This window comes from Streptosporangium sp. NBC_01810 (assembly GCF_035917355.1).
In the GTDB taxonomy this organism is placed as follows: domain Bacteria; phylum Actinomycetota; class Actinomycetes; order Streptosporangiales; family Streptosporangiaceae; genus Streptosporangium.
In genome coordinates this window covers 3116658-3137630 of the sequence record NZ_CP109070.1, presented here as the reverse complement: position 1 = coordinate 3137630, position 20973 = coordinate 3116658, and the positions used below count along the sequence as shown (strand labels likewise).

The window sequence follows — 20973 nt, the reverse complement described above, 5'->3', positions numbered from 1 at the left end:
TGCGCCTCGGAAGTTCCCGTATTTCCCACCCGAGGTGGTGCGGCAGCTCCCTGGCCGGGACCACGGTCGCCCCGGGACGCCCGCCGGTCAGAGCCGGAGCTCGTCCTCCTGGGCCGAGGTGAGGTCGCTGGGCCAGAGCCGGTAGACGTTGAGACGCGTCTCGTAGTACTTGTCCGTCTCACCGACCCACTGCATGCCGATGCGCCTGGCCGTGCCGGCGGCGCGCTCGTTGTTCACCCGCACGACCGCGACGAGTTCGTGGGCGCCGATGGAGAAGGCCCACCCGGCCAGGGCCCGGCCGGCCTCGGTGGCGTAGCCGTGGCCCCAGAAGTCGGGGGCGAGCTGCCAGCCGATCTCGATGTCCTCCTCGTCGGGCGGCAGGTATCTCAGGGAGAGGCCGCCGATGATCCGCTGGTCGGAGTTGCGGACGATCGCCCAGCGGCCGAGCGGGGGCGTCAGGGTGTCACGGTTACGTTGCCATGCCTCCAGTGTGGTCCGCATGGCATGCTCGCCGTCGAGCCGGTTCATCGCCGGGGACAGCCACCGGGTGACCTCCGGTGTGCCGTAGATGGCCAGAGCATCGCGGGAGTCCTCGGGACTCCAGTCGCGTACCGTGAGGCGGGCGGTGGTCAGTAACGCCATGGTCTTCCTCTCCCCGGCGGGCAAGCCGGCCGTGCGGCGACGAGAGAACAGCGAGCAGAAGAAAGTATCGTTTTCTTGCCGGAAATGTCCGATGTGTTGCCCTTGTGAGGGTACGCCCATCTGGCCGCGGACGACCAGGCCGGGGGGGAATTACCTGGTCAGCGACTTGTCGCCCCGGCCGACGCCCTTCGCAGCGGTGATCAGCCCTCCAGGGCGTACTGCATCACCCGGAGCTTGGCCTGCGCCTCGGCGAGCTCGGACGCGGGATCGGAGTCGCCCATGATGCCGCAGCCGGCGAACAGCCGGGCCCGGGGGCCCTCGATCTGGGCGCAGCGCAGCGCGATCCCCCACTCGCCGTCCCCCCGCGCGTCGATCCAGCCGACAGGACCGGCGTAACCGGCGCGGTCCATGCCCTCGAGCTCACGGATGACGCCGAGCGCCACCCCGGTCGGGGTGCCGCCGACGGCGGCGGTCGGGTGCATGGCCGCCACCACGTCCAGGACCGAGGCCCCCACCGACAGCCGTCCGGTCACCGGGCTGGCCAGGTGCTGGACGTTGGGGAGCACCAGGAGTTCGGGCTCCTCGGGGATCTTCAGCTCGGCGCAGAGCGGGTCGAGCGCCTCCCGTACCGACGTGACCGCGCAGGCGTGCTCGTGGCGGTCCTTCTCCGAGGAGAACAGGGCCGCGCCGCGCGCCATGTCGTCCGCCCTGTCGCTGCCCCGCGCGATCGTACCGGCCAGCACCAGGGACTCGACGGTCTCCCCGGTACGCCGGACCAGCAGCTCGGGGGTGGCACCGACCAGCCCCGCGCAGGAGAAGGTATAGCACTCCGGGTAGCGGTCGGCCAGGCGGGTCAGCAGCAGGCGGACGTCGATCGCCCGTTCCGCGACGGCGGTCAGGTCGCGGGCGAGCACCGTCTTCTCCAGCTGGCCCGATCTGATCCGCCGGACGGCGCGGGCCACGGCGTGCTCCCACTCCGGCGCGCTCAGACTGCCGTCGCCGTACCGGATCCTGCCCGGGTCGCGGAGCGGGGTGACGGCGTCGAGCCGCTGCTCGCCGACGGTGGTCAGCCAGGCGCGGCCGTCGCGGCGGGCGAGGATGGTCCGGGGGACGAGGAGGACCGACCCGCGCGACTCCGGGTCGAAGGTGAACGAGCCGAAGGCGACGGGACCCGAGCCGGGGGTCGTCACGTCGTCGTCGACGTCCGCCTCGCCGAAGAGGTCCGACAGCAGGTCGCGGGCCCAGTCGAAACGCCGGGGGCCGGGCGGCACCTCCAGGCGCAGGGCCTCACCCCAGGCCACGAGGCCCTCCCCGCGCCTGACCCAGGCGTAGGGCGCGGTCTCCGGCAGTCGTGCGAACAGGTCGCCGGGGTCGTCGACGGAGGTGGTTCTCACCACGAGAGGACGGATTGATCCGAGCGCTACACTCACCCCCGCCACTCTATGCCGGAAACTGAACATGTTCGACGACGGTTTCCCGCCAGCACGGGCGCCACGCGGTGTCAAGAAAACCAAGGCACTCGGTCAACGGACCCCGCCGTCCTGGCCTGCGGTGATACATCCGAAGCAGACGCGATCTCTCAGCGGAGGTGTCATGCTTCGCAGGACTGTGACAGTACTCACAGGGCTGGCCGCCCTTGTGGTCGCCCAGGCCGCTCCGGCCGGGGCGACACAGGCGGGGCAACCCTGGCGGCCGGTGGTCATGGCCGCACTCGGAGACTCCATCAGCGCGGGGTTCAACGCCTGCGGGTGGTACGTCACCTGCGCCTCGCACTCCTGGTCGACCGGTGATCATCGCGATGTCAGGAGCCACTACCTGAGGCTACGCGAGGCGGATGTGGCACTCGCGGGGCACAATGTGAACCTCGCCGTCCCCGGCTCCACCAGTGCCGACCTGGCCGGGCAGGTGAAGCAGGCGATCGACCGCCGCGCCGACTACGTGACGGTCCTGGTCGGCGCCCAGGACGCCTGTGCGTCCGAGGAGCGGCTGATGACCTCCGTGGCCGTCTACGAGAGCCGGGTGGCCGGGGCCCTGGCGCTGTTGCGGACGGCCAGGCCCGACGCCCGGGTGTTCGTGGCGAGCATCCCCGACCTCAGACGGCTCTGGCAGGCCGGCAGGAACAACCTGGTGGCACGCGGGTTCTGGGCGGTGGGCCGGATCTGTCCCACCGTGCTGGCGCACCCCACCTCGACCTCGGCGGCCGACCAGGCCCGCCGTGACCGTGTGCGCGCCCGGGTGATCGGGTTCAACGCCGCACTCGCCAGGGTCTGCGCGGTGTACGGCCCGAACTGCCGGTTCGACGGCAACGAGGTGTTCAGGCAGGCGTTCACGCTGAGCCACATCAGCATGTGGGACTTCTTCCATCCCAACGCCGCGGGCCAGCGGCTGATCGCGGAGAAGACCTACGGCGCGATGCGCGACTGGCTCGCCGAGGACGACCGGGAACCCGTCCTCGCCCCCTGAGCCGGACGGCGCGCGCTTCCGCGTTCCGTACCGCCCAGAGTGGCCGGTGACGGCGCGCGGGAGACCGGCCACTCCCCGGAGTGGCCGGTGACGGCGCGTGGGAGACCGGCCTCCCTCAAGTCCCGCGTGCCCGCCCGCCGCGGGCGGGACGAACCGGGCATCTGTCCCCTTTTCGGATTTTCATAGCCAGCCGTTGTGCCGGGCGGTGCGGGCGGCCTCGATGCGGTTGCGGGTGCCGGTCTTGCCGATCGCGGCGGACAGGTAGTTGCGGACGGTGCTCTCCGACAGGTGCAGCCGCCGCGAGATGTCGGCGATTGTCGCGCCGTCGGCCCCCGCGGCCAGCACGTCCCGCTCACGGTCGGTCAGCGGGCTGGCGCCGGTGCTCAGCGCGGCGGCGGCCAGCGCGGGGTCGATCACCTTCTCGCCCGCCAGGACCCGGCGGATCGCCGCGGCGAGATCCTCGACAGGGCTGTCCTTGACGAGGAATCCGGCGGCGCCCGCCTCCATCGCCCGGCGCAGGTAGCCGGGCCTGCCGAACGTGGTCAGGATCAGCACCCGGCAGCCGGGCAGGTGGTCCCGGAGCCCTGCCGCGGCCTCCAGGCCGCTGATCCCCGGCATCTCGACGTCCAGCAGGGCGATGTCGGGACGCGTGTCGAGCGCGGCGGCCACGACCTCGTCGCCCCCGGTGACCGTGGCGACGACCTCGATGTCGTCCTCCAGGCCGAGAAGCAGGGCCAGCGCGCTGCGCATCATGCCCTGATCCTCCGCCAGCAGCACCCTGATCATGGAAGTGTTCCTCCTCGACGGAAAACCAGCGATCGCATGAGCGCCGACCTCGGCGGCAAGCAGGTGATCATGGAAGACTCCTCCCCGGTGGGAAACCGCCGATCATCGGAGCGTTCCCAGGGAGACCGTCGGCAGTGGGAGCGTCTCTGAGCCGGAAGTCGCCGATCACGGGAGCGTCACCCGCAGCAGGAAGCCGTCGCGGCCGACGGTCTCCAGCGTGCCGCCGAGCGCGACGACCCGCTCGGCCAGGCCGCGCAGGCCGTTGCCGGAGGCGTCCGCTTCGGCTCCCCGGCCGTCGTCGCGGATCTCCAGCACCGTGCCCTCCAGGGTGATCGCGCAGGTGCGGGCGGCGCTGTGGCGGACGACATTGGTCACGCCCTCCCGTACGGCCCAGCCCAGCAGGGCGTCGGCCTCCGGCGCGGGGCGGCCCTCGGAGACGGTGACCGTGGCGGCGATGCCCGCGTCGGCCAGTACCGTGCGCGCCGAGGCCAGCTCGGCGGCCAGCCCGCGCCCCCGGTAGCCGCTGACCGCGGCCCTCACCTCGGTCAGCGCCTCCCGGCCGACCGCCTCGATGTCCACCGCCTGCCGCACCGCCGCCTCCGCGTCGCGGGGGGCCAGCCGCCGTACGGCCTCGGCCTTGACCACCATCACCGACAGGGTGTGCCCGAGCAGGTCGTGCAGGTCGCGGGAGAAGCGCAGCCGCTCCTCGGCCACCGCGACCCGGGCCAGTTCCTCACGGGTCTCCTGGAGCTCGGTGATCACGGAGAACAGCTTCAGCACGACGCTGACCACCAGGCCGCCGGTGGTCGTTCCCCAGGTGGCCAGGGAGATGCTCTCCCAGCTCGCTCCCGCGCGCCACATCACCACGGTCAGCGCGAGCGTCAGTACGGTGAGCAGGAGGTAGACGGACCTGCCACGCAGCACGACCCCGCAGGCGATCGTCATCAGCGGTGCGAGGTAGAACCAGTTCTGCGCCGGCCCCGCCAGCAGCAGGAAGATCACCACCAGCAGCCCGGCCAGGGCCACGGTCGCCGCTCGTCGCCGGCCGTGGAAGGACAGCCGGATGCAGAGCATGTACAGGGCGGCGAAGGCGACGACGCCCAGTGCGGCCGGCGCCGCCGGCCGTACGTGCCCTGCCACGAGGTCGCTGATCGGGGGATAGGCGATCAGCAGCCACGGATAGAAGGCGAGCTCCCCAGGCTCCTGCCTTCTCCCCCTCCCCGACCATTTCCGTCTGGCCGCTTCCATCCGTTTTGGTTTCGCCTTTCTCGGCCCTTCCGGCCTCTCTCGCTCCGTCACCCCCGCTCCCTCCGGCTCTCCGCTCATCCGGCCACTCCTATCACGCGACTCACACCACGCGCCCGGCCCGGCGGTAGCCGTACACCGCCAGGATCCCGAAGGCGACCAGCCAGCCGGTCAGGATCAGTGCCACGCCGGCCTCGGGTGCCTGGCCGAAGGCGACCTTTCGTGCCAGGTCGGCGTAGGTGAAGCTCGGTGTCCACTCCGCGAGCGTCTTCAGCCAGGAGGGGAAGCCCTCGGTGGGCAGCCACAGACCTCCGACGATCGCCAGCGCCATGTTGGCCGCGATGTTGAGCACGGCGGCGGTCTGGCCGCTGAACCGGTAGCCGATGGCCAGGCCGAGCAGGGTGAAGGGCAGGGAACCCGCCCAGAGCAGGAGCACGATCGAGGCCCACTGCCAGATCTCCAGCCGCACCCCGTTGAGCAACGCCGCCGACAGGCACACGCCGGCGATCGCGGGCAGCACCACGAGCATGCCGGTGCCCGCCTTGCCGGCGATCACCCGTACCGGCGCCAGGGGAGTGATGCGCAGCTGCCGCAGCCAGCCCGCCGTCCTGTCCTCGGCGATGCCGGTGCCGTTGTTGAAAGCCGAGCCGATCGCGCCGAAGGCGGCCATGCTGACCATCACGTGCAGGGCGGCCCAGGTACGGTCGTCGCCCGCTATGCCGAGGTTGGTGAAGATCAGGTACATCACCACGGGCATTGTGAAACCCAGGATCACGTATCCCGGGTCTCGGCGGCTTCTGGCGATCTCCAGGCGGATGTAGCCGAGCATCAGGCGTCCACTCCCGTCAGTGCGATGAAGGCGTCCTCGAGCGCGGCGGGAGCCACCTCAAGGTCTCGTACGGCTCCGGCCTCGGCCAGCGCCAGGACCGTGGCGTCGGCGTCGCGGGTGCGCAGGTGGGCGCGGTTCCCGCGGATCTCCACGGAGGTGACCCCGGGAAGGCGTTCCAGCAGTGCGACGTCCTCGGCGGGGGCGGTGACGCTGACCGTGGTCAGCGACACCAGGCGCTTGATCTCCCGGCTGGTGCCGTCGGCCACGATCCGGCCCCTGTCGATCACCACTACCCGGTCGGCGTACTCGTCGGCCTCCTCCAGGTAGTGGGTGGAGAACAGCACGGTCCTGCCGCGCGCGGCGAAGGCGCGCATGCTCTCCCAGAACTCCCGCCTGGCCCGGACGTCCAGCGCCGCGGTCGGCTCGTCCAGCAGGATCAGCTCAGGGTCCCCGGCCAGCGCCAGCGCGAAGCGGAGGCGCTGCGCCTGGCCGCCCGACAGCCGTTCCACCCTGCGGCCGGCCAGTTCCTCCAGCCCCGCGACGGCCAGCACCTCCCGTAGCGGGAGCGGCGCCCGGTAGGTCCCGGAGACGAAACCGAGCAACTCGCCGACCGTGGTCCGGGAGACGAGGCCGCCCTCCTGGGGCATCGCCGCCAGCCGCCCGCCCCGGATCGCGGCCTCCGGGGCGCCCCCGAACACGCGTACCGTCCCGGAGTCGGGGGCCAGCAGCCCGAGCAGCAGCCCGATACCGGTCGACTTGCCCGCGCCGTTGGGGCCGAGCAGGGCGACGGTCTGCCCGGCGGGGATGTCGAGGCTGAGGTCGTCCACGGCGCGTACCGCCCCGAAACGTTTGGTCACGTTCTTGAGTGACACCGCGTCATTCGTCATGCGAAAGACGCTACGGAGGGCGCGGGATCCCAGGTAGATCCATCGATCCAGGGCTGCCCGGGACAAATGTCACCTCTCGGTGCTCGCGGAATTCCGGGCTCGTCACCGGAACCGCAGCGTGGAGGCCCCGATGTTCACGGCAGGCCTCCGCCGGCCCTGCCAGGGCCGGCGCCTCCGGTGGACCTGTCGTGGGGGCCATCGGGGCGGGAGCGTGCGAACCGCCCTCAACCTCACCCGCCCGTTTCTCTTCCCGCCCCGCCCCGCCCCGCCCCGTCAGGCTTTCGTCTCAGACCGCCAGTGCGGCGAGCGCGGCCGCGGTCTCCTCCGGCTTGGAGAACATCGGCCAGTGGCCGGTGGGCACCGAGGCGAAGCTCCACTCGGGCCCGGCGAGCGCCGCGAAGAACGGGTGACCGGCGGCGATCATGGTGTGCACCTGCTCCAGCGGGAACGAGCACGCGATGAGAGTCTTGGGCAGCGCGTCCGTGCCGCCCTTGAGCGCCAGGGGCTGAGTCATCGTCCCGTACGGCTGCGGGGTCGCGCGGGAGGCGAACCACTCACGCTCGGTCTCTCCCAGCCCCTCCAGGCCGGCCCCGGCCCGCTCCTGCTCCTCCCAGGAGGGGAGTGGGTAGCCCACCCCGTCGCCCTGCTCGGCGACCCGCTTCTCGATGAACGCCCGCCACTCGGGCTCGTTGGTGTCCAACTGGGTCATGCCATCGGCCAGCGGACCGCTGTCGAGGTAGACGATCCGGGCGACGCGCTCGGGAATCCGGTCGGCCGCGCCGGTGACCGGCGCGCCGGCCCCGCTGTGGGCGACGAGGATCACCTCGTTCAGGTCCGCGAAGACGACCGTGTTCACGATGTCCTGGATGTGGGTCTCCAGATCGACCCCGGGACCTGCCAGGTGCGCTCTGTCGCCGAGCCCGGTGAGCGTGACCGGGTGGACCTCGTGCCCGGCCTCGCGCAGCGGCCGGGTGACCTTCTCCCAGGCCCACGCGCCCAGCCAGAAACCGGGAACCAGCAGGTAAGTGCTCATATTTCTGCTCTCCTTCGTTCGCCTGGTTTCACCCTAGAATCGAATCCGGACAGTATCAGTCCTGATTTTTGAGGAGAATTCGAATGACCGCCGCGAGGGTCCTCGCGCTGCTGGAACTGCTGCAGGCCGCCCCCGGCCTGACCGGCCCCGATCTCGCCGCCAGGCTGGAGGTGGACGAGCGCACGGTGCGCCGCTACGCGGTGCGGCTGTCGGAGCTCGGCGTGCCGGTCTCGGCCGAGAGGGGCCGCCACGGCGGCTACCGGCTGCTGCCCGGCTACAAGCTGCCGCCGCTGATGCTCACCGACGACGAGGCCACCGCGGTGGTGCTGGGGCTGCTGGCCGGCCGGCGGACCGGGCTGGCGGTGGGGGAGACGGCCACCGAGAGCGCCCTGGCCAAGATCCAGCGGGTGCTCCCCGGGCCGCTGCGTGAGCGCGTCGACGCGATCTCGGAAACGCTGGGCCACACCGGCGCCGCGACCCGGGCACCCGCTCCGAAGGCGGGCCCGCTGCTCGCCCTCGCCGACGCCGCCCGCCGCCGGATCACCGTCCGGCTGGCCTACCGCTCCTGGCGCGGCGACGCCTCGACGCGCGACCTGGACCCGTACGGCATCGTCTTCCACTCCGGCCGCTGGTACGTCGCGGGCCTCGACCACGACAGCGGGGAGATCAGGACCTTCCGGGTGGACCGGGTGGCGAGCGCCGCGCGCACCGAGCGGAGGTTCTCGGCCCCGGACGACTTCGACCCGGTCGCACACGTGGTCGGATCGCTGTCGGCGGTGCCCTACCGCTACGAGGTCAGGGTGCTGCTGGAGGCCACGCTGGAGGAGGCCGCCGCCCGGATCCCCGCCGCCACGGCGACCCTGGCCGAGACCCCCGCCGGGGTGCTGCTGGCCACCAGGGCCGACCGGCTGGACGGGATGGCCCAGATGCTCGCCGGCCTCGGCTGGCCGTTCACCGTCATCACCCCCGCCGAACTACGCGACGAGATCAGAGCCCTCGCCGCCCGCCTCCTCGCCTCGGCTTCGCGTGCCTGACCACCAGGTAAGCGTTCCAGCTTGGCCGCCAACACGGAGGCGGGTGGCTGGCCGAGTATGCCGATCCAGAGGCGACCGTTCCACCTGGCCTCGCGGCCCGAGCTGTCGGTGGCCGGTACCGGCCCTCAGGCGACAAGCCCGGCCGCCGAGCAGGAGTAGGGCCGCGAGGCGGCGCGGAGCGGAGGGCAGTGTGCAGCACGCCACGTTCACGCTGGCGGGACAGGAGTACATGGCCATCGACAGCAACGTGTCGCACGCGTTCACCTTCACCCCGTCGGTCTCGCTGTACGTGCAGTGCGAGTCGGAGGCGGAGATCGAGCGCCTGTACGCGACGCTGTCGGAGAACGGCGAGCCGCTGATGCCGATCGGCTCCTACGGCTTCAGCAAGCGCTTCGGCTGGACCAACGACCGCTTCGGCGTCTCCTGGCAGCTGAACCTCGCCTGATTCCGCCATCACGGGCCACCGCGACAGCAGCCCGACGCCGAGTGGGATGACGCTGACCGGCATCCACAACAGGGCACCGACCAGGAGGCGGCGCAGGTCGAACCGGGCAAGGCGGGTGGCCGCCGGCGACACGGGCCTCAGCGGCGCCCGAGGGCCGATCCGGCTCCGAGGTCAGCGGGAACGCCGGCGGGGTGGCAGGCGCGGCACCACGAGCCGGGGCCGGGCCGCCGGATTCGGGGTGTGCGGCGGCTGCAGGACCAGGCGTTCCAGGGCGACCTCGATCGCCCGGTCCAGCTGGGTGTCCACGCCCGCGGCGTAGTCCTGCGGGGTGATGTCGACCTCGATGTCGGGGTCGGTGCCGTAGTTCTCCACCCGCCAGCCCACGTCGTCGAAGGCGAAGGAGAACTCCGGCTGGGTGGTGACCGTCCCGTCGGCCAGGTGGTGCCGGGGCCAGATGCCGATCACCCCGCCCCAGGTGCGCTTGCCGATCAGCGGGCCCAGGCCCAGCAGCTTGAAGGTGTGGCTGAAGATGTCGCCGTCGGAGCCCGCCCACTCGTTGGTGATCGCCACCATCGGGCCGCGCGGCGACTCCTCGGGGTAGGGCTCGGGCACGCCCCAGCGGGGGAAGTTGTAGCCCAGGCGGCGCCGGGCCAGCTTCTCAAGCAGCAGCGACGACACGTGACCGCCGCCGTTGAAGCGGACGTCCACCACGAGGGCCTCCCGGTCGTACTCGGTCAGGAAGCCGCGGTGGAACTCGGCGTAGCCCTCCGGGCCCATGTCGGGGATGTGCAGGTAGCCGATCCGGCCGCCGCTGAGCTCGTGGCAACGGGCCCGGTTGGCCTCCACCCAGTCGCGGTAGCGGCCCGGCTGCTCGTCGTCGATGGCCTTGACGGTGACGGTCCGCCTTTCGTCCCCGCGCTGGATGGTGAGCTGCACCTCCTGGTCGGCCTGGTTGACCAGCAGCTCGTCGGGGCTCACCTCCGCGCCGACGGGCTGGCCGTTGACGGCCAGCACCACGTCACCCGGCCGTACGTCCACCCCGAGGCGGTTGAGCGGCGAGGTCGCCTCGGGGTCCCACCGGTCACCACCGACGATCTTCGCGATCCGGTGGACGCCCTCCTCGAAGGCCCAGTCGACGCCCAGCTTGCCCTGCCGGTAGTGCGGCCGGGGCCGGTAGGCGCCGCCGCTCTCGTAGGCGTGCGAGGTGCCCAGCTCACCGAGGAGCTCCCACAACAGGTCGGAGAACTCCCCTCGGGTGGTGACCCGGTCGACCAGCGGCAGGTAGCGCAGGTAGACGCCGTCCCAGTCGAGCCCGGCCATGTCCTCGGTCCAGAAGTTCTCCCGCTGCAGCCGCCAGGCCTCCCTGAACATCTGCCGCCACTCGGCCTCGGGGCGGATGGACACCTTGACCCGGGACAGGTCCACCCATCCGCTCGTCCGGCCCGGGGTCTCGTCGCTCTCGGGCTCCTCGCCCGCCTTGACCACCCGCAGTCGCCTGCCCGCCTGGTAGAGCAGCGTGCTCCGGTCCCGGCCCAGCCGGAACTCCGACACGTCCCCGACCAGGGTCTCCTGCTTCTGCTTGGCGAAGTCGTAGACGTGCAGGGTGCCTTCGGAGGAGTCGGCGTAGTCGTCACCGAGGCTGCCCTCGACGGGGAAGTTCAGGTAGACGGCCTTGCCCTTGATACCGGCGATGCCCTCGTAGCGGCCCTCGGGGACGGGGAAGCCGACGATCCGGTCCTCGATGCCGTCGAGATCGATGAGCACCTCGGGCACCTCCTCGCCCTCGTTCTCGTCGTCGGCATCCCCGTCATCGTCGTCGTCCGTGAGCGGCCGGGGCTTGGGGACGAAGGGGGACGCGACGTCGGCGCGGAGCGCGATCGCGTAGGGGCGGGAGCCCAGCGGGAAGCCCAGATCGAAATGGAGTTCGTCGTAGACGGGATTGAAGACGCGCCTGCCGATGAAGTAGAGGTAGTCGCCGCCCGGGTCGAAGGCGGGACAGGCGTCCCACAGCACCGGCCGGGTGGCGAAGAACGTCTCGCCTGTTTCGACCCGGCACAGTTTCACCGCCGTCGTCTGCGCGGTGTCACGGCAGGCGTACGCGAGCCAGCGGCCGTCGGGGGACCAGGCCAGGTCCTCGATCGCGCCGAACCGGCTGGAGTCGACGGTCCTGCCCCGTGCCGGCCCCTTTTTCCGCCTGGAGGCTCTGGAGGACTTCTCCGGTGTGAGGTCGACCAGGATCAGCTCGTTGCGGTGGTTGGCCACCGCGACCAGATCGGCCGTGGGGGAGACCTCCAGCGCGGTGGCGCGGCCGACCTCGAGGTGGTCGAGCCTGACGGGTTCGGCGGAGCCGTCGGCGGTGAGCACCACCAGCACCTCGCGCTCGGCCTCGTCGCTGGCCGCCGCCACGAGCCGCTCACCGTCGTTGAGCCAGTTCAGCAGCCGGTAGCGCACCCCGTACAGCGCCCCGTGCTGGCGTACCGGACCCTCCCAGGCGGCGAAGGAGAACGCCTTGCCCCGGGTGGTGATGGCCAGGCCGCTGCCGTCGGGGCTGAGCGTGGCGCCGTCCAGGAAGTCCTCGGCCGAGGCGAAGCGGCGGTTGAGCTGGGTGCGCGAGCTACGTAGCCGCACCTCGATGGGGCGTGACTCGCCGTCCTCCACCAGGTAGAGCTCGGCCCCGGCGTGGTAGACCAGCCTGTGGCCGTCGCCCGACAGGTTGCGGGCGTAGTAGTCGGCGTGGTCGGAGTGCCTGCGCAGGTCGCCGCCGTCCGCGTCGCAGGAGTAGACGTTGCCCACGCCCTCGTGGTCGGAGATGAAGTAGACCCGGTCCCCGACCCAGCAGGGTGAGGCGAGATTGCCGGGAAGCGCGGTGAGCCGCCGGAACCGCCCGTCGTCGCCGGTCTCGATCCACAGATCGCCCACGGTGCCGCCCCGGTAGCGCTTCCACCTGGCGGGGTCGGCGGTGTTGCGGCCGAGCACGATCCGCGGGCCGTAGGAGATGGTGTTGGCCGGGCCGTACGGCAGAAGCTCGGGCATTCCATCAGGTTCCACCCGGTGCAACCGGCTGCGGCCGTCGAAAGGCTGGCTCTGGTCGCTGGCGTAGACGATGCCGCCGCCGGGATCCCAGCCGGTGACGCTGGAGCGGGCCCCGTGGTAGGTCACCCGTCGGGCCGCGCCACCGTCGGCGGGCATCACGTAGACCTCCTCGGGCCCCTCCTCGCGGCCGACGAAGGCGAGCCGGTCGCCATCGGGGGAGAAACGCGGGTATCCCGCCTCGGCCACCCCGGCGGTCAGCCGGAAGGCCCGCCCGCCGCCGGCGGTGACCATCCACAGGTCGTCCTCGGCGGCGAAGACCACCATGTTGCCGAAGATCGTCGGAAATCGAAGGTAGGCGGGCATCGTGTCACTCCATGATCGGGCGACCGGGTTTCATGCCGGTCACCCGATCATGATTTCACGCCCTCGCCGGCTAGGAGACTCGTCCACCTGGGTGGGCGGGCCCCGTCTCGGGCAACTTGACCTCGGGCTGTCCGGCCTGTTTCTTCGCCTGTTTGGCGGAGCGTGTCGCTTTTATGGCAGCCTTCTTGCTCTTACCCGAGCTTTTCGCCGCCTTGTTCTTACTGTCCTTGGTGTTCTTGGTGTCCGTCATCGTTTCCCTCGTTGTGCTTGATGGACGACGCCCTTGATTAGGCACTCAGGGGGGTTTAATACCCTTTACGAGCATCAACCATCCACAGTCTGTGTAGATGTGGACGCGTTGCGTGATCAATGGGTGGCGGCGCACGGCGCGGCGGGTCCAGCGGGCGCCGGTCGGCATCTCGAAGCCCCGCACGCCGGTCATCGAGGGCGGTTCCGGCTGCTGCGCCCCCTCGCTGCCCGCCGGAGCGATGGAGGCGAGCAGGCGCTGAGCCTCGTTCTCCGCCATGGGTGTCCGGCGGTCGGGATGCTCCCGCTCATGTGCGGTCCTCACCGTCGGGGGCGCCGCCCTCGAACCTTCTGGGCCGGGTGACGGGAGTGACCCGGGGTGCGGGAATGTCGAGATCGCGGAGAAGGCTGGGAATCGCCCGACACTTGAGCCGCGGCCCTTCCGGCCCCGTGCGAGGGCATGATCGCGTGCTTGGATTGCGCTCACGAAAAGAAGAGGTAAATCGCAGCCCTCGGAACGGATAATGATCTTCACGATTGGGCAGAACGTCGGCACACGGCTTGCGTTCCGGGGAGGTGATGCATGGCCTGGTCACAAGACGAGGAGCGCATGCTGCTGCAGATCGAGCGCCATCTCGTCGACGAGGATCCGCGGCTCGCAGCGCGGCTGGAGTCGTTCAACGAGCGTGTCCAGCGCAAGGAGGGTGGCGGTGGCCGCAAACGCGGCACCAAGAGGGAGCGGGGGCGTTCCTCCAGGCGCCTGCGACGTTCGACGGTCATCATCATGTTCAGCTGGTTGCTGATCGCGACGCTGATCGCCACGCTCCTCATCTTGGTCCTGCGCCATGAGGCGGCCGCGGCGTTCCCGCTGTGATCGTCACCGTCGTCACCGTCGCCACCGGCTGAGACGGCGACCGCCGCCGCCGTCTCAGCTGCCACCGCCGCCGTCTCCACTGCCGTCGGTGCGGCCGTCGAGGTGAAGGTGGGCATGGGCCGCAGGGTCGTGCGTTCATGGCCTGGGCAGGGTCATGCGCTCATGCCCCGAGCCGCGGAGGTCAGCCCAGGGCGCGCAGGAAGTCGGCGGCCACCGGGGCGGCGACCGCCCCGCCGCCCGAGCCCTCCTCGACGATCACTGCGAAGGCCAGGTCGCCGCGGAAGCCGATGAACCAGGCGTGGGTCTGCAGGTTGCCCTGTGCGCCGTACTCGGCGGTCCCCGTCTTGCCCCGGGTGCCCTGGGGCAGGCCCGCGTCCTTGGCGGTGCCCTTGGTGACCACCGCGGACATCATCTTGTGCATGCCGGACATGACGGCCTCGGGGAGCGCCTGAGGCTCCGACTTCTGCTTGATCGAGGGGACCAGGGTCGGCGGGCGCCAGGTGCCGTCGGCCAGCGCGGCGGCGACCGAGGCCATCATCAGCGGGCTGGCGGTGATCCGGCCTTGGCCGAAGGACTCCGCGGCCAGTTCGGCGTCACTCTCGGCCCTGGGGAAGCTGCCCTTGGCAGCCGGGACACCGATGCTGAGCGGCTTGTTGAAGCCGAACAGCTCCGCGGTGCTCAGCAACTTGTCGGCGCCGAGCCGTTCCTTGGCCAGGGGCGCGAAGGTGGTGTTGCAGGAGTGGGCGAAGGAGTCGGACAGCGACACCGAACCGTAGGCGGCGTGGTCGGAGTTGCGGATCGGCAGGCCGCCGACCTTGACGTCCTTGGGGCAGGTGACCCGATCGCCCGGCCTCATCCCCTCGGCCAGCAGGCCCATGGCGGTGACCGCCTTGAAGGTCGAGCCGGGAGGGTAGTTGCCGTCCAGCGCCCGGTTGAAGCCGCCCTGGTTGTTCACCACCGAAAGGATCTCACCCGTCGAGGGCCTGACCGCGACCAGTGCGGTGGTCTTCTTCAGGTCGCGGACCGCCTCGACCGCGGCCCGCTGGACCCGCATGTCCAAGCTGGTCTCCAGGTTCTCGCCGGCCTCGCCCTCGACCTTGCCGAGCGTCTCGACGGTCTTCTTGTCCCCGCCGACGAGTTCGACCTCGGTGTCGGGGGTGCCGGCCAGGCGCTTCTGGAAGGTGCTCTGCAATCCGCTCGCGCCGACCGCGTCACCCACCTTGTAGGGGACCCCCAGTTTCGCGACGCTCTTCGCCGTGGCCTTCTCCAGGTAGCCGACGAGCTGCTGCACCGAGCCGCCCACGTCGGCGCCGTCGATGCGGGCGCCGTCGGCGGAGGTGATCGCGGCACGCTCCGGCCACTTCGTCCTCAGTGCGAAGGCGGTGGTCGCGGTCAGGTCGGGGTGGACGGCAGCGGGCGACCACCTGACCCGCCAGTGCCGGTCGACGACCGCGAGGTCGACGCTGCCGGAGTAATTCCACTCGCCGACGTCTTTCAGCCTCAGCGTCGCGGTGTAGGAGGCCTGGCCGGTGCCGTCCCCGGTCTCGCGTACCTCGTCGAGCCGTACGACGGTGTTCTCCACGGCCAGGGCCTTGCGCATGTTGTCGTACACCGTGGCGAACGCCGGGTCCGGCGCTCCCAGCTCGGCGCGCATGCCCGCCAGGTCGCCGCTCTGCCAGGCGCTGACGAATCGCTGTGCGGTCTCCTGGGGCGTGCCCCTGGTGTGCAGGTACCACCAGGCGCCGCCGCCGGCGGCCCCCGCCACCAGCACGACGGCGGCCGATGTGATCGCGATCGTTCTGCCCCGTGCCACGTGATCCCCCCAGCTCTCGGTGCCACAGGGCCGCAGCCTAGCGTGACCTGCGCGAGATATCCCGATAAATGATCATTTGCCCTGTGTGCGGCTTGGCGCGTAGCTCGTCACGTAGTCCTGCCCGGACAGCTCCCGGATCGCGGCCATGATCTCGTCGGTCACACTACGTCGGTCGCGCGCGCTCGTCTCGGAGCCGGTGAAGGTCATCGGCTTGCCGATGCGGACGTTCACCCGGCCCAGTCTGGGCCTCGCGGCGCCGATCGGCAGCACCTTGTCGGTGCCCGCCATCGCCACCGGGACCACCGGCGCACCGGTGGCCAGGGCCAGCCAGGCGACGCCGACCTTGCCCCGGTAGAGGCGGCCGTCGGGAGAGCGGGTGCCCTCGGGGTAGATGCCGAACAGCTCGCCGTTTCCGAGCACCTTCGCCGCCGCGTCGAGCATGTCCTGGGCCGAGGTGGGGCTCTGCCGGTCGATGCTGATCTGGCCGGTGGTGCGCATCCACATCGCGGTGACGGGGTTGCCGGTGAAGTACTCGGCCTTGGCGACGAAGCGCACCTGACGCTTGAGCACCAGCGGCAGGAAGGTCGAGTCGAGGATCGACAGATGGTTGGAGGCCATGATGGCCGGACCCGTGACGGGAACGTGCTCGTGCCCGGTGACCGTGGTCGGCCAGAGCAGATGCAGGAGCGGAGCGCTGACGGTCTTGGTCAGGCGATAGAGCACGGACTCTCCTCATGAGACGGGTTCACCACACTAGGTGGTGGCCCGACAGCCGACGGTTGTACGCACCCGCACAAGCGGAGTTCCCGGGTTTGTAGCCCTCCTCCAACAGCGTGGCTCTTTTCCGGGGCGAGCCCGACGAAATCCTCCGGCCGGGGCCGACGAAAAAGAAGCGTCCCGCGAGCCTGGGGGGCTCGCGGGACGCGGTGTTTTGGTGCCGATGTGGCGGTCGCCTCCTCGGCGAGAGGCACAACACGGCTCCAGCCGAACGGTATTCCGTGAAGGCGGTAATTTGCGGCCCGGGGGACACAAACCACATCGGCACGATCACTCTAACCGACGTCCGTCATTGGTTATTCCGCTTCGGGGTCACCGGCGTGTCCCCTGTGGCTGCGCGACCCAGGAGAACCGCAGGTCACGGCCTTCCGGAAGTGTCTCGGTGAACTGCCAAGGGATTGCCCCCGGTGGGCGTGGATCACGATCGAGGGGCCAGGGGCAGAGATCCCGCGCGAGCGGGCCACAGAGGAGAGCGTCATGTCAGCGGCGACAGGGAGGGGCTCGTGATCGGCGGGAAAGAGGGCATGCGACCGGTGGGGGAGCGAGCATGAGCGCCGTGAGAACCACGGCGTCGTGGGCCTCAGCCGGGAACGCTCAGGGACGGCACCGCTCGGGGGAGCGGCTCCGCCGCCGTGGCCGGTCCGACGAGGACGGCCGAGGAGGGGGTGCGTTCGCGCACGTCCTCGCTGCGGATCGCCATCACGGCGGGTGGGCTGCCCAGGTCGCCGTACCTGGCGGCGACGGCAGCGGTGATCGCCCGGCACGCGTCGGCGACCGTCTCCCTTGAGGAGCCCGGCGGATGACCGGCCGACAGATGGCCCAGCAGCGCCGCGAACCGCAGCTCCTCGGCCGCCGCGCGGGCGATCCCGTCGTCGGAGGGCGGCAGAGGGCGGTCCAGCCAGAACACCCCGCCACGCAGGAACCCGGGATATGTCACCTCGTCCCGCTGGAGCGTGCGCACCGAATCAACCAGCAACCGCCCGAACTCCGTCAGGTCGGTATCCGGTGGCAGGTCGGTCGTGACCAGCAGCGAAACCCTCAGCGCGTTGACCATGAGCGGTTCTCCCTCCTTGAGGTGGCTCATAGTAGGGGGCGCCACCGACAGTTACGGTGTGGCTGGTGAATCGTGGCGAGATCGGGCTTCGATCAGGGGGCCGCCGGTATCGATCTCGGACGGTGGCCGGTTCCGCGCCGGCGGTCAGAGCGGTCTGGGGGCGGGCAGGGTGATCCTGTCGACGGCCTCGCGGCGGCGTCGTTCGGGGCGGCGGTCGTAGCGGGCCGTGGTCGCGGGGGAGGAGTGGCCGACGAGGGCCTGCGCGGTGGCCAGGTCCACCCCGGCGTCGAGCAGCTCGCCGATGAAGGTGCGCCTGAAGTCGTGCGGGGTGCGTGCCCCGGCCCCGGCCTCGGCCAGGCGTCTGGCCAGGATGTCGGCGACGGCCTGGCCCGTCATGGGCGCGGGCCCGCCGTCCCTGGTCCGCAGTCGGCCGAGCTTGCTGATGGGGCAGAACAGGGCACCTGCGGGGCGGCCCCGTACGGCCAGCCAGCGCTCCATTCTGGCCATGGCCGCGGTGGTGAGGTAGACCATCCGCTCCTTGTCGCGCTTGCCGCGCACCCGCAGCGAGCGGGAGCCGGGGTCGTAGTCGCCCAGCGAGAGCCCGGCGATCTCGGCGCGGCGGCAGCCGGTGGAGTAGAGCGCCGCCAGCAGGGCGGCGTCGCGGACCCCCGCGGGGGAGTCGTCGCGGTCGCAGGCGGCGAGCGCGGCACCCACCACCTCCGGGGGGACGTGCTGGCCCGTTGGCAGGCGGGTGTGCTCGACCGTCGGCAGGTCGGCGGCGCGCTGGTACTCCTCGGCGGTCATCAGGCCGAGCCGCCAGGCCTCGCGCAGTACCCTGCGCAGCGCGACCAGGTGCTTGTTGACGTACGAGGGGGACCAGCCGCGCTCGGTCATCAGGGCGCGGATGCGCACCGTGTGCTCGTAGCGCAGCAGGTGCCAGGGCCGGCCCGCGCCGCTGGAGACCTCGTCGCCGGAGACGAGCGCCGCTAGCCTGTCGAGGCAGCCGCGCATGGTGCGGCGGGACTCGGCGCTGGTCAGGGAGTCGAGATACACCCGGTAGGGGTCTCGCGCGGGCTCGATGGAGGGGCCGGGCGAGGCGGGGACGGCTGGCACGCTCACCGTGCCGACCCTATCGGGTGTCATGGATCTATATCGTGAAGCCGTGGGCGCGAGCTTCATCCCCGACGAAAAGGAGGGCGACCTCGCCGGAGAGAAGGGCGGCCACCGCTCCCGCAACGGCGCCTGGACCGTGTCCGGCTCCACAACGCCGTGCCGAAGGCGATAAGTGTGTGGTTGGCTGTTTCCAATGGACATCTCATCGCGGGCTTCCGCCTATCTTCGGGCATATGACGAGCAGCTTCGGGCCCGGCCGATGCCGGGCCGCACGGCCGAGAGGATCGGTCCGCTGCTGAGGATCGTGTCGAACGGCCATGGCCAGGGTTTCCTGACATATCGCGACCTTGGTGGTTTGGAGGGAGTCGAGCTGGACGCCTTCATCGTGCGCCAGCGGGACTTCTTCACCCGGGTCGGACGCGAGGTCGAGTGGAAGTACCACGGTTATGACCTGCCCGCCGACCTGCCCGAGCGGCTCGCGATGGCCGGGTTCGAGGCGGGGGAGCGGGAGACGGTGCTCGTCGGCGAGGCCGGTGAGCTGGCCGGTGTCCACGCGCCACCCGCCGGGGTGCGGTTGCGCGAGGTGGCGGGCCGGGATGACCTGGAGTGCATCCGTGAGCTGGAGGAGACGGTCTGGGACACAGACCACGGCTGGCTGCCCGGCATGCTGGAGCGCGAGCTCGCCGGTCCCGGGGACCCGTGCGCGGTGGTGATCGCCGAGGCGTGCGGGCAGGTGGTGTGCGCGGCGTGGGTGCGTTTCCACGAGGGCACCGATTTCGTCTCGCTGTGGGGCGGTTCGACCCTGAAGGAGTGGCGGGGCAGGGGTGTCTACCGGGCGATGGTGTCGTACCGGGCGGGGTTGGCGGTGGCGCGGGGCTTCCGCCTGCTGCAGGTGGACGCCTCCGATGGCAGCCGCCCGATCCTGACCAGGCTTGGCCTGGAGGCGATCACGACGACGACGCCGTACGTGTGGGTACCGCCGACCCTTTGACCTGGCACCGCTCGCGGACGGTCCCGTGCTCTCATCGGTCTTTCCCAGTGAGAGCAATATGGAATGAATTATTTCGTTTTGGTAACTTGACGTGGCTCAAGGGTGAGACCGTGACGCCGCGACTCGCGATGAGAGGACACGCATGCCCGAGGTGCTCAGCCGGCGCGCGCTCAACCGGGCCACTCTGGGGCGGCAGTTGCTGCTGGCCCGCGCCGAGTTGCCCGCGCTGGAGGCGGTCCGGCGCCTGTACGGCATGCAGGCACAGGCCCCCAACCCTCCCTACATCGGGCTCTGGGCCCGCCTGGCCGGGTTCACCCACGACGACCTCGCCCGGCTGATCAACGAGCGCCTGGTGGTGAGGCTGGCGCTGATGCGCTCCACCATCCATCTGGTCACCGCCGACGACTGCCTGGCGCTTCGCCCGATGCTGGGACCGCTGCTGGCGCGGGGTCTGCGGGGTACGCACGGCAAGGGTCTGGCCGGTGTGGACCTGGACGAGCTCGCCGTCGTCGGGCGCAAGCTGGTGGAGGAACGTCCGCTGACCTTCCGCGAGCTCGGGGCGGCGCTGCGGGAGCGGTGGCCGGATTCCCCCGCCGAGGCTCTGGCCGCCGGGGTGCGCAACACACTGGCGTTGGTACAGGTCCCGCCGAGAGGCATCTGGGGTGTGGGCGGCCAGGCCACCCACACCACCGCGGAGGCATGGCTGGGCCGGCCTCAGGACGAGCGGCCCTCCGCCGAGGAGGTGATCCGCCGCTACCTCGCCGCCTACGGTCCCGCCACCGTGATGGACGTCCAGCAGTGGTCGGGCATGACCCGCCTGGGGGAGGTCGTCCGCGGGATGGGGCTGCGGAACTTCGCGACCGAGGACGGTGCGGAGCTGTTCGACCTGCCCGAGGCGCCGCGTCCGGGTGCCGAGACCCCTGCCCCGGTGCGCTACCTGTCGGAGTTCGACAACATGCTGCTGTCGTTCGCCCCGCGGACCAGGACCCGGATCACGGAGGAGGAGTATCGGGGGCGGATCTTCACGGTCAACGGCATCATCAAGGCGACGGTGCTGGTCGACGGCTTCGTACGGGGCATCTGGAAGGTGACGGGGAAGCGGGACGGGGCGGTCCTGGAGGTGGAGCTGTTCGCGCAGGTGAGTGAGGGGGAGCGGGCGGCGCTGGAGGTGGAGGGAGCTCGCCTGCTCGACTTCGTCGCCCCTGAGGCGTCATCTCGCGCCGTCCGCTTTCGCGAAGCCTGACCGCGCCGCTTCCGTGAGGTTTCGCCGCCCTCCGGTGCGGAGCCCGGACATGCACGGCAGGGGAACCTCTGAGTGGTTGTGGGGCATGCCGTAGCCCGCCGG

At 70.9% G+C, this 20973-nt stretch carries 20 protein-coding genes and 1 pseudogene; 8 read left to right on the top strand and 13 right to left on the bottom strand.

Going from position 1 to position 20973, the window contains the following annotated elements:
• Positions 1-87 precede the first annotated feature (87 nt).
• Both OIE13_RS14000 and OIE13_RS13995 read right to left on the bottom strand, forming a co-directional pair.
• A complete protein-coding gene (locus OIE13_RS14000) occupies positions 88-642 on the bottom strand; it encodes a GNAT family N-acetyltransferase (protein ID WP_326639553.1) in 555 nt (184 codons plus the stop codon).
• Positions 643-842: 200 nt separating this feature from the next.
• Complete coding sequence (locus OIE13_RS13995) at positions 843-2072, bottom strand: isochorismate synthase (protein ID WP_326639555.1); 1230 nt, start codon at positions 2070-2072, stop codon at positions 843-845.
• Positions 2073-2250: 178 nt separating this feature from the next.
• Between OIE13_RS13995 and OIE13_RS13990 the strand changes: the two genes are divergently transcribed.
• Entirely contained in the window at positions 2251-3105 is an 855-nt protein-coding gene (locus OIE13_RS13990; RefSeq protein WP_326639557.1) for an SGNH/GDSL hydrolase family protein, read from the top strand.
• Positions 3106-3285: 180 nt separating this feature from the next.
• On the opposite strand, the gene OIE13_RS13985 is transcribed toward OIE13_RS13990, so the two are convergent.
• From OIE13_RS13985 to OIE13_RS13965, 5 genes are all read right to left on the bottom strand, one after another.
• Positions 3286-3891, bottom strand: coding sequence for a response regulator transcription factor (locus tag OIE13_RS13985; RefSeq protein ID WP_326639559.1), 606 nt, complete (start codon positions 3889-3891; stop codon positions 3286-3288).
• A 165-nt stretch (positions 3892-4056) separates the two neighbouring features.
• A complete protein-coding gene (locus OIE13_RS13980) occupies positions 4057-5139 on the bottom strand; it encodes a sensor histidine kinase (protein ID WP_326639561.1) in 1083 nt (360 codons plus the stop codon).
• A gap of 100 nt (positions 5140-5239) precedes the next feature.
• Positions 5240-5965 (bottom strand): ABC transporter permease, encoded by a 726-nt coding sequence (locus OIE13_RS13975; protein WP_326830102.1) that lies wholly within the window; start codon positions 5963-5965, stop codon positions 5240-5242.
• Positions 5965-6852, bottom strand: a complete 888-nt coding sequence (locus OIE13_RS13970) for an ABC transporter ATP-binding protein (protein ID WP_326639565.1) — start codon at positions 6850-6852, stop codon at positions 5965-5967. Before OIE13_RS13970 ends, OIE13_RS13975 begins: the two co-directional genes overlap by 1 nt.
• Before the next feature lie 286 nt (positions 6853-7138).
• Positions 7139-7885: an alpha/beta fold hydrolase gene (locus OIE13_RS13965; RefSeq protein WP_326639566.1), complete on the bottom strand. Its 747-nt coding sequence runs from the start codon at positions 7883-7885 to the stop codon at positions 7139-7141.
• Positions 7886-7968: 83 nt separating this feature from the next.
• On the opposite strand from OIE13_RS13965, the gene OIE13_RS13960 reads away from it, so the two are divergent.
• From OIE13_RS13960 to OIE13_RS13950, 3 genes and pseudogenes are all read left to right on the top strand, one after another.
• Positions 7969-8919 (top strand): helix-turn-helix transcriptional regulator, encoded by a 951-nt coding sequence (locus tag OIE13_RS13960; protein ID WP_326639568.1) that lies wholly within the window; start codon positions 7969-7971, stop codon positions 8917-8919.
• Between the two features lie 21 nt (positions 8920-8940).
• Positions 8941-9078, top strand: a complete 138-nt coding sequence (locus OIE13_RS13955; protein WP_326830344.1) for a hypothetical protein — start codon at positions 8941-8943, stop codon at positions 9076-9078.
• Between the two features lie 22 nt (positions 9079-9100).
• Positions 9101-9364: pseudogene (locus tag OIE13_RS13950) on the top strand (VOC family protein); the annotation flags it as partial.
• 171 nt (positions 9365-9535) lie between these two features.
• Here the strand turns inward: OIE13_RS13950 and OIE13_RS13945 are convergent.
• Positions 9536-12760, bottom strand: a complete 3225-nt coding sequence (locus OIE13_RS13945; protein WP_326639569.1) for a S41 family peptidase — start codon at positions 12758-12760, stop codon at positions 9536-9538.
• A 70-nt stretch (positions 12761-12830) separates the two neighbouring features.
• A complete protein-coding gene (locus OIE13_RS13940; protein ID WP_326639571.1) occupies positions 12831-13010 on the bottom strand; it encodes a hypothetical protein in 180 nt (59 codons plus the stop codon).
• 97 nt (positions 13011-13107) lie between these two features.
• Here OIE13_RS13940 and OIE13_RS13935 point away from each other — a divergent pair, with 97 nt between their 5' ends.
• Together OIE13_RS13935 and OIE13_RS13930 are read left to right on the top strand one after the other, a co-directional pair.
• On the top strand, positions 13108-13269 hold the full coding sequence (locus OIE13_RS13935) for a hypothetical protein (protein WP_326830101.1): 162 nt from the start codon (positions 13108-13110) through the stop codon (positions 13267-13269).
• Positions 13270-13589: 320 nt separating this feature from the next.
• The gene (locus OIE13_RS13930) at positions 13590-13880 is read left to right on the top strand and encodes a DUF3040 domain-containing protein (protein ID WP_326639573.1); all 291 of its coding nucleotides are present in this window, start codon (positions 13590-13592) and stop codon (positions 13878-13880) included.
• A 181-nt stretch (positions 13881-14061) separates the two neighbouring features.
• Here the strand turns inward: OIE13_RS13930 and OIE13_RS13925 are convergent, their stop codons facing one another.
• The 4 genes from OIE13_RS13925 to OIE13_RS13910 all read right to left on the bottom strand — a co-directional run bounded on the left by OIE13_RS13925 (position 14062) and on the right by OIE13_RS13910 (position 18643).
• On the bottom strand, positions 14062-15693 hold the full coding sequence (locus OIE13_RS13925) for a penicillin-binding transpeptidase domain-containing protein (protein ID WP_326639575.1): 1632 nt from the start codon (positions 15691-15693) through the stop codon (positions 14062-14064).
• 72 nt (positions 15694-15765) lie between these two features.
• A complete protein-coding gene (locus tag OIE13_RS13920) occupies positions 15766-16416 on the bottom strand; it encodes a lysophospholipid acyltransferase family protein (protein WP_326639577.1) in 651 nt (216 codons plus the stop codon).
• 634 nt (positions 16417-17050) lie between these two features.
• Positions 17051-17554, bottom strand: coding sequence for a hypothetical protein (locus OIE13_RS13915; RefSeq protein WP_326639579.1), 504 nt, complete (start codon positions 17552-17554; stop codon positions 17051-17053).
• A gap of 114 nt (positions 17555-17668) precedes the next feature.
• Complete coding sequence (locus OIE13_RS13910) at positions 17669-18643, bottom strand: tyrosine-type recombinase/integrase (protein ID WP_326639581.1); 975 nt, start codon at positions 18641-18643, stop codon at positions 17669-17671.
• 187 nt (positions 18644-18830) lie between these two features.
• Here OIE13_RS13910 and OIE13_RS13905 point away from each other — a divergent pair, with 187 nt between their 5' ends.
• Positions 18831-19628, top strand: a complete 798-nt coding sequence (locus OIE13_RS13905) for a GNAT family N-acetyltransferase (protein ID WP_326639583.1) — start codon at positions 18831-18833, stop codon at positions 19626-19628.
• 142 nt (positions 19629-19770) lie between these two features.
• Complete coding sequence (locus OIE13_RS13900; protein ID WP_326639585.1) at positions 19771-20871, top strand: winged helix DNA-binding domain-containing protein; 1101 nt, start codon at positions 19771-19773, stop codon at positions 20869-20871.
• The last annotated feature ends 102 nt before the right edge of the window (positions 20872-20973 follow it).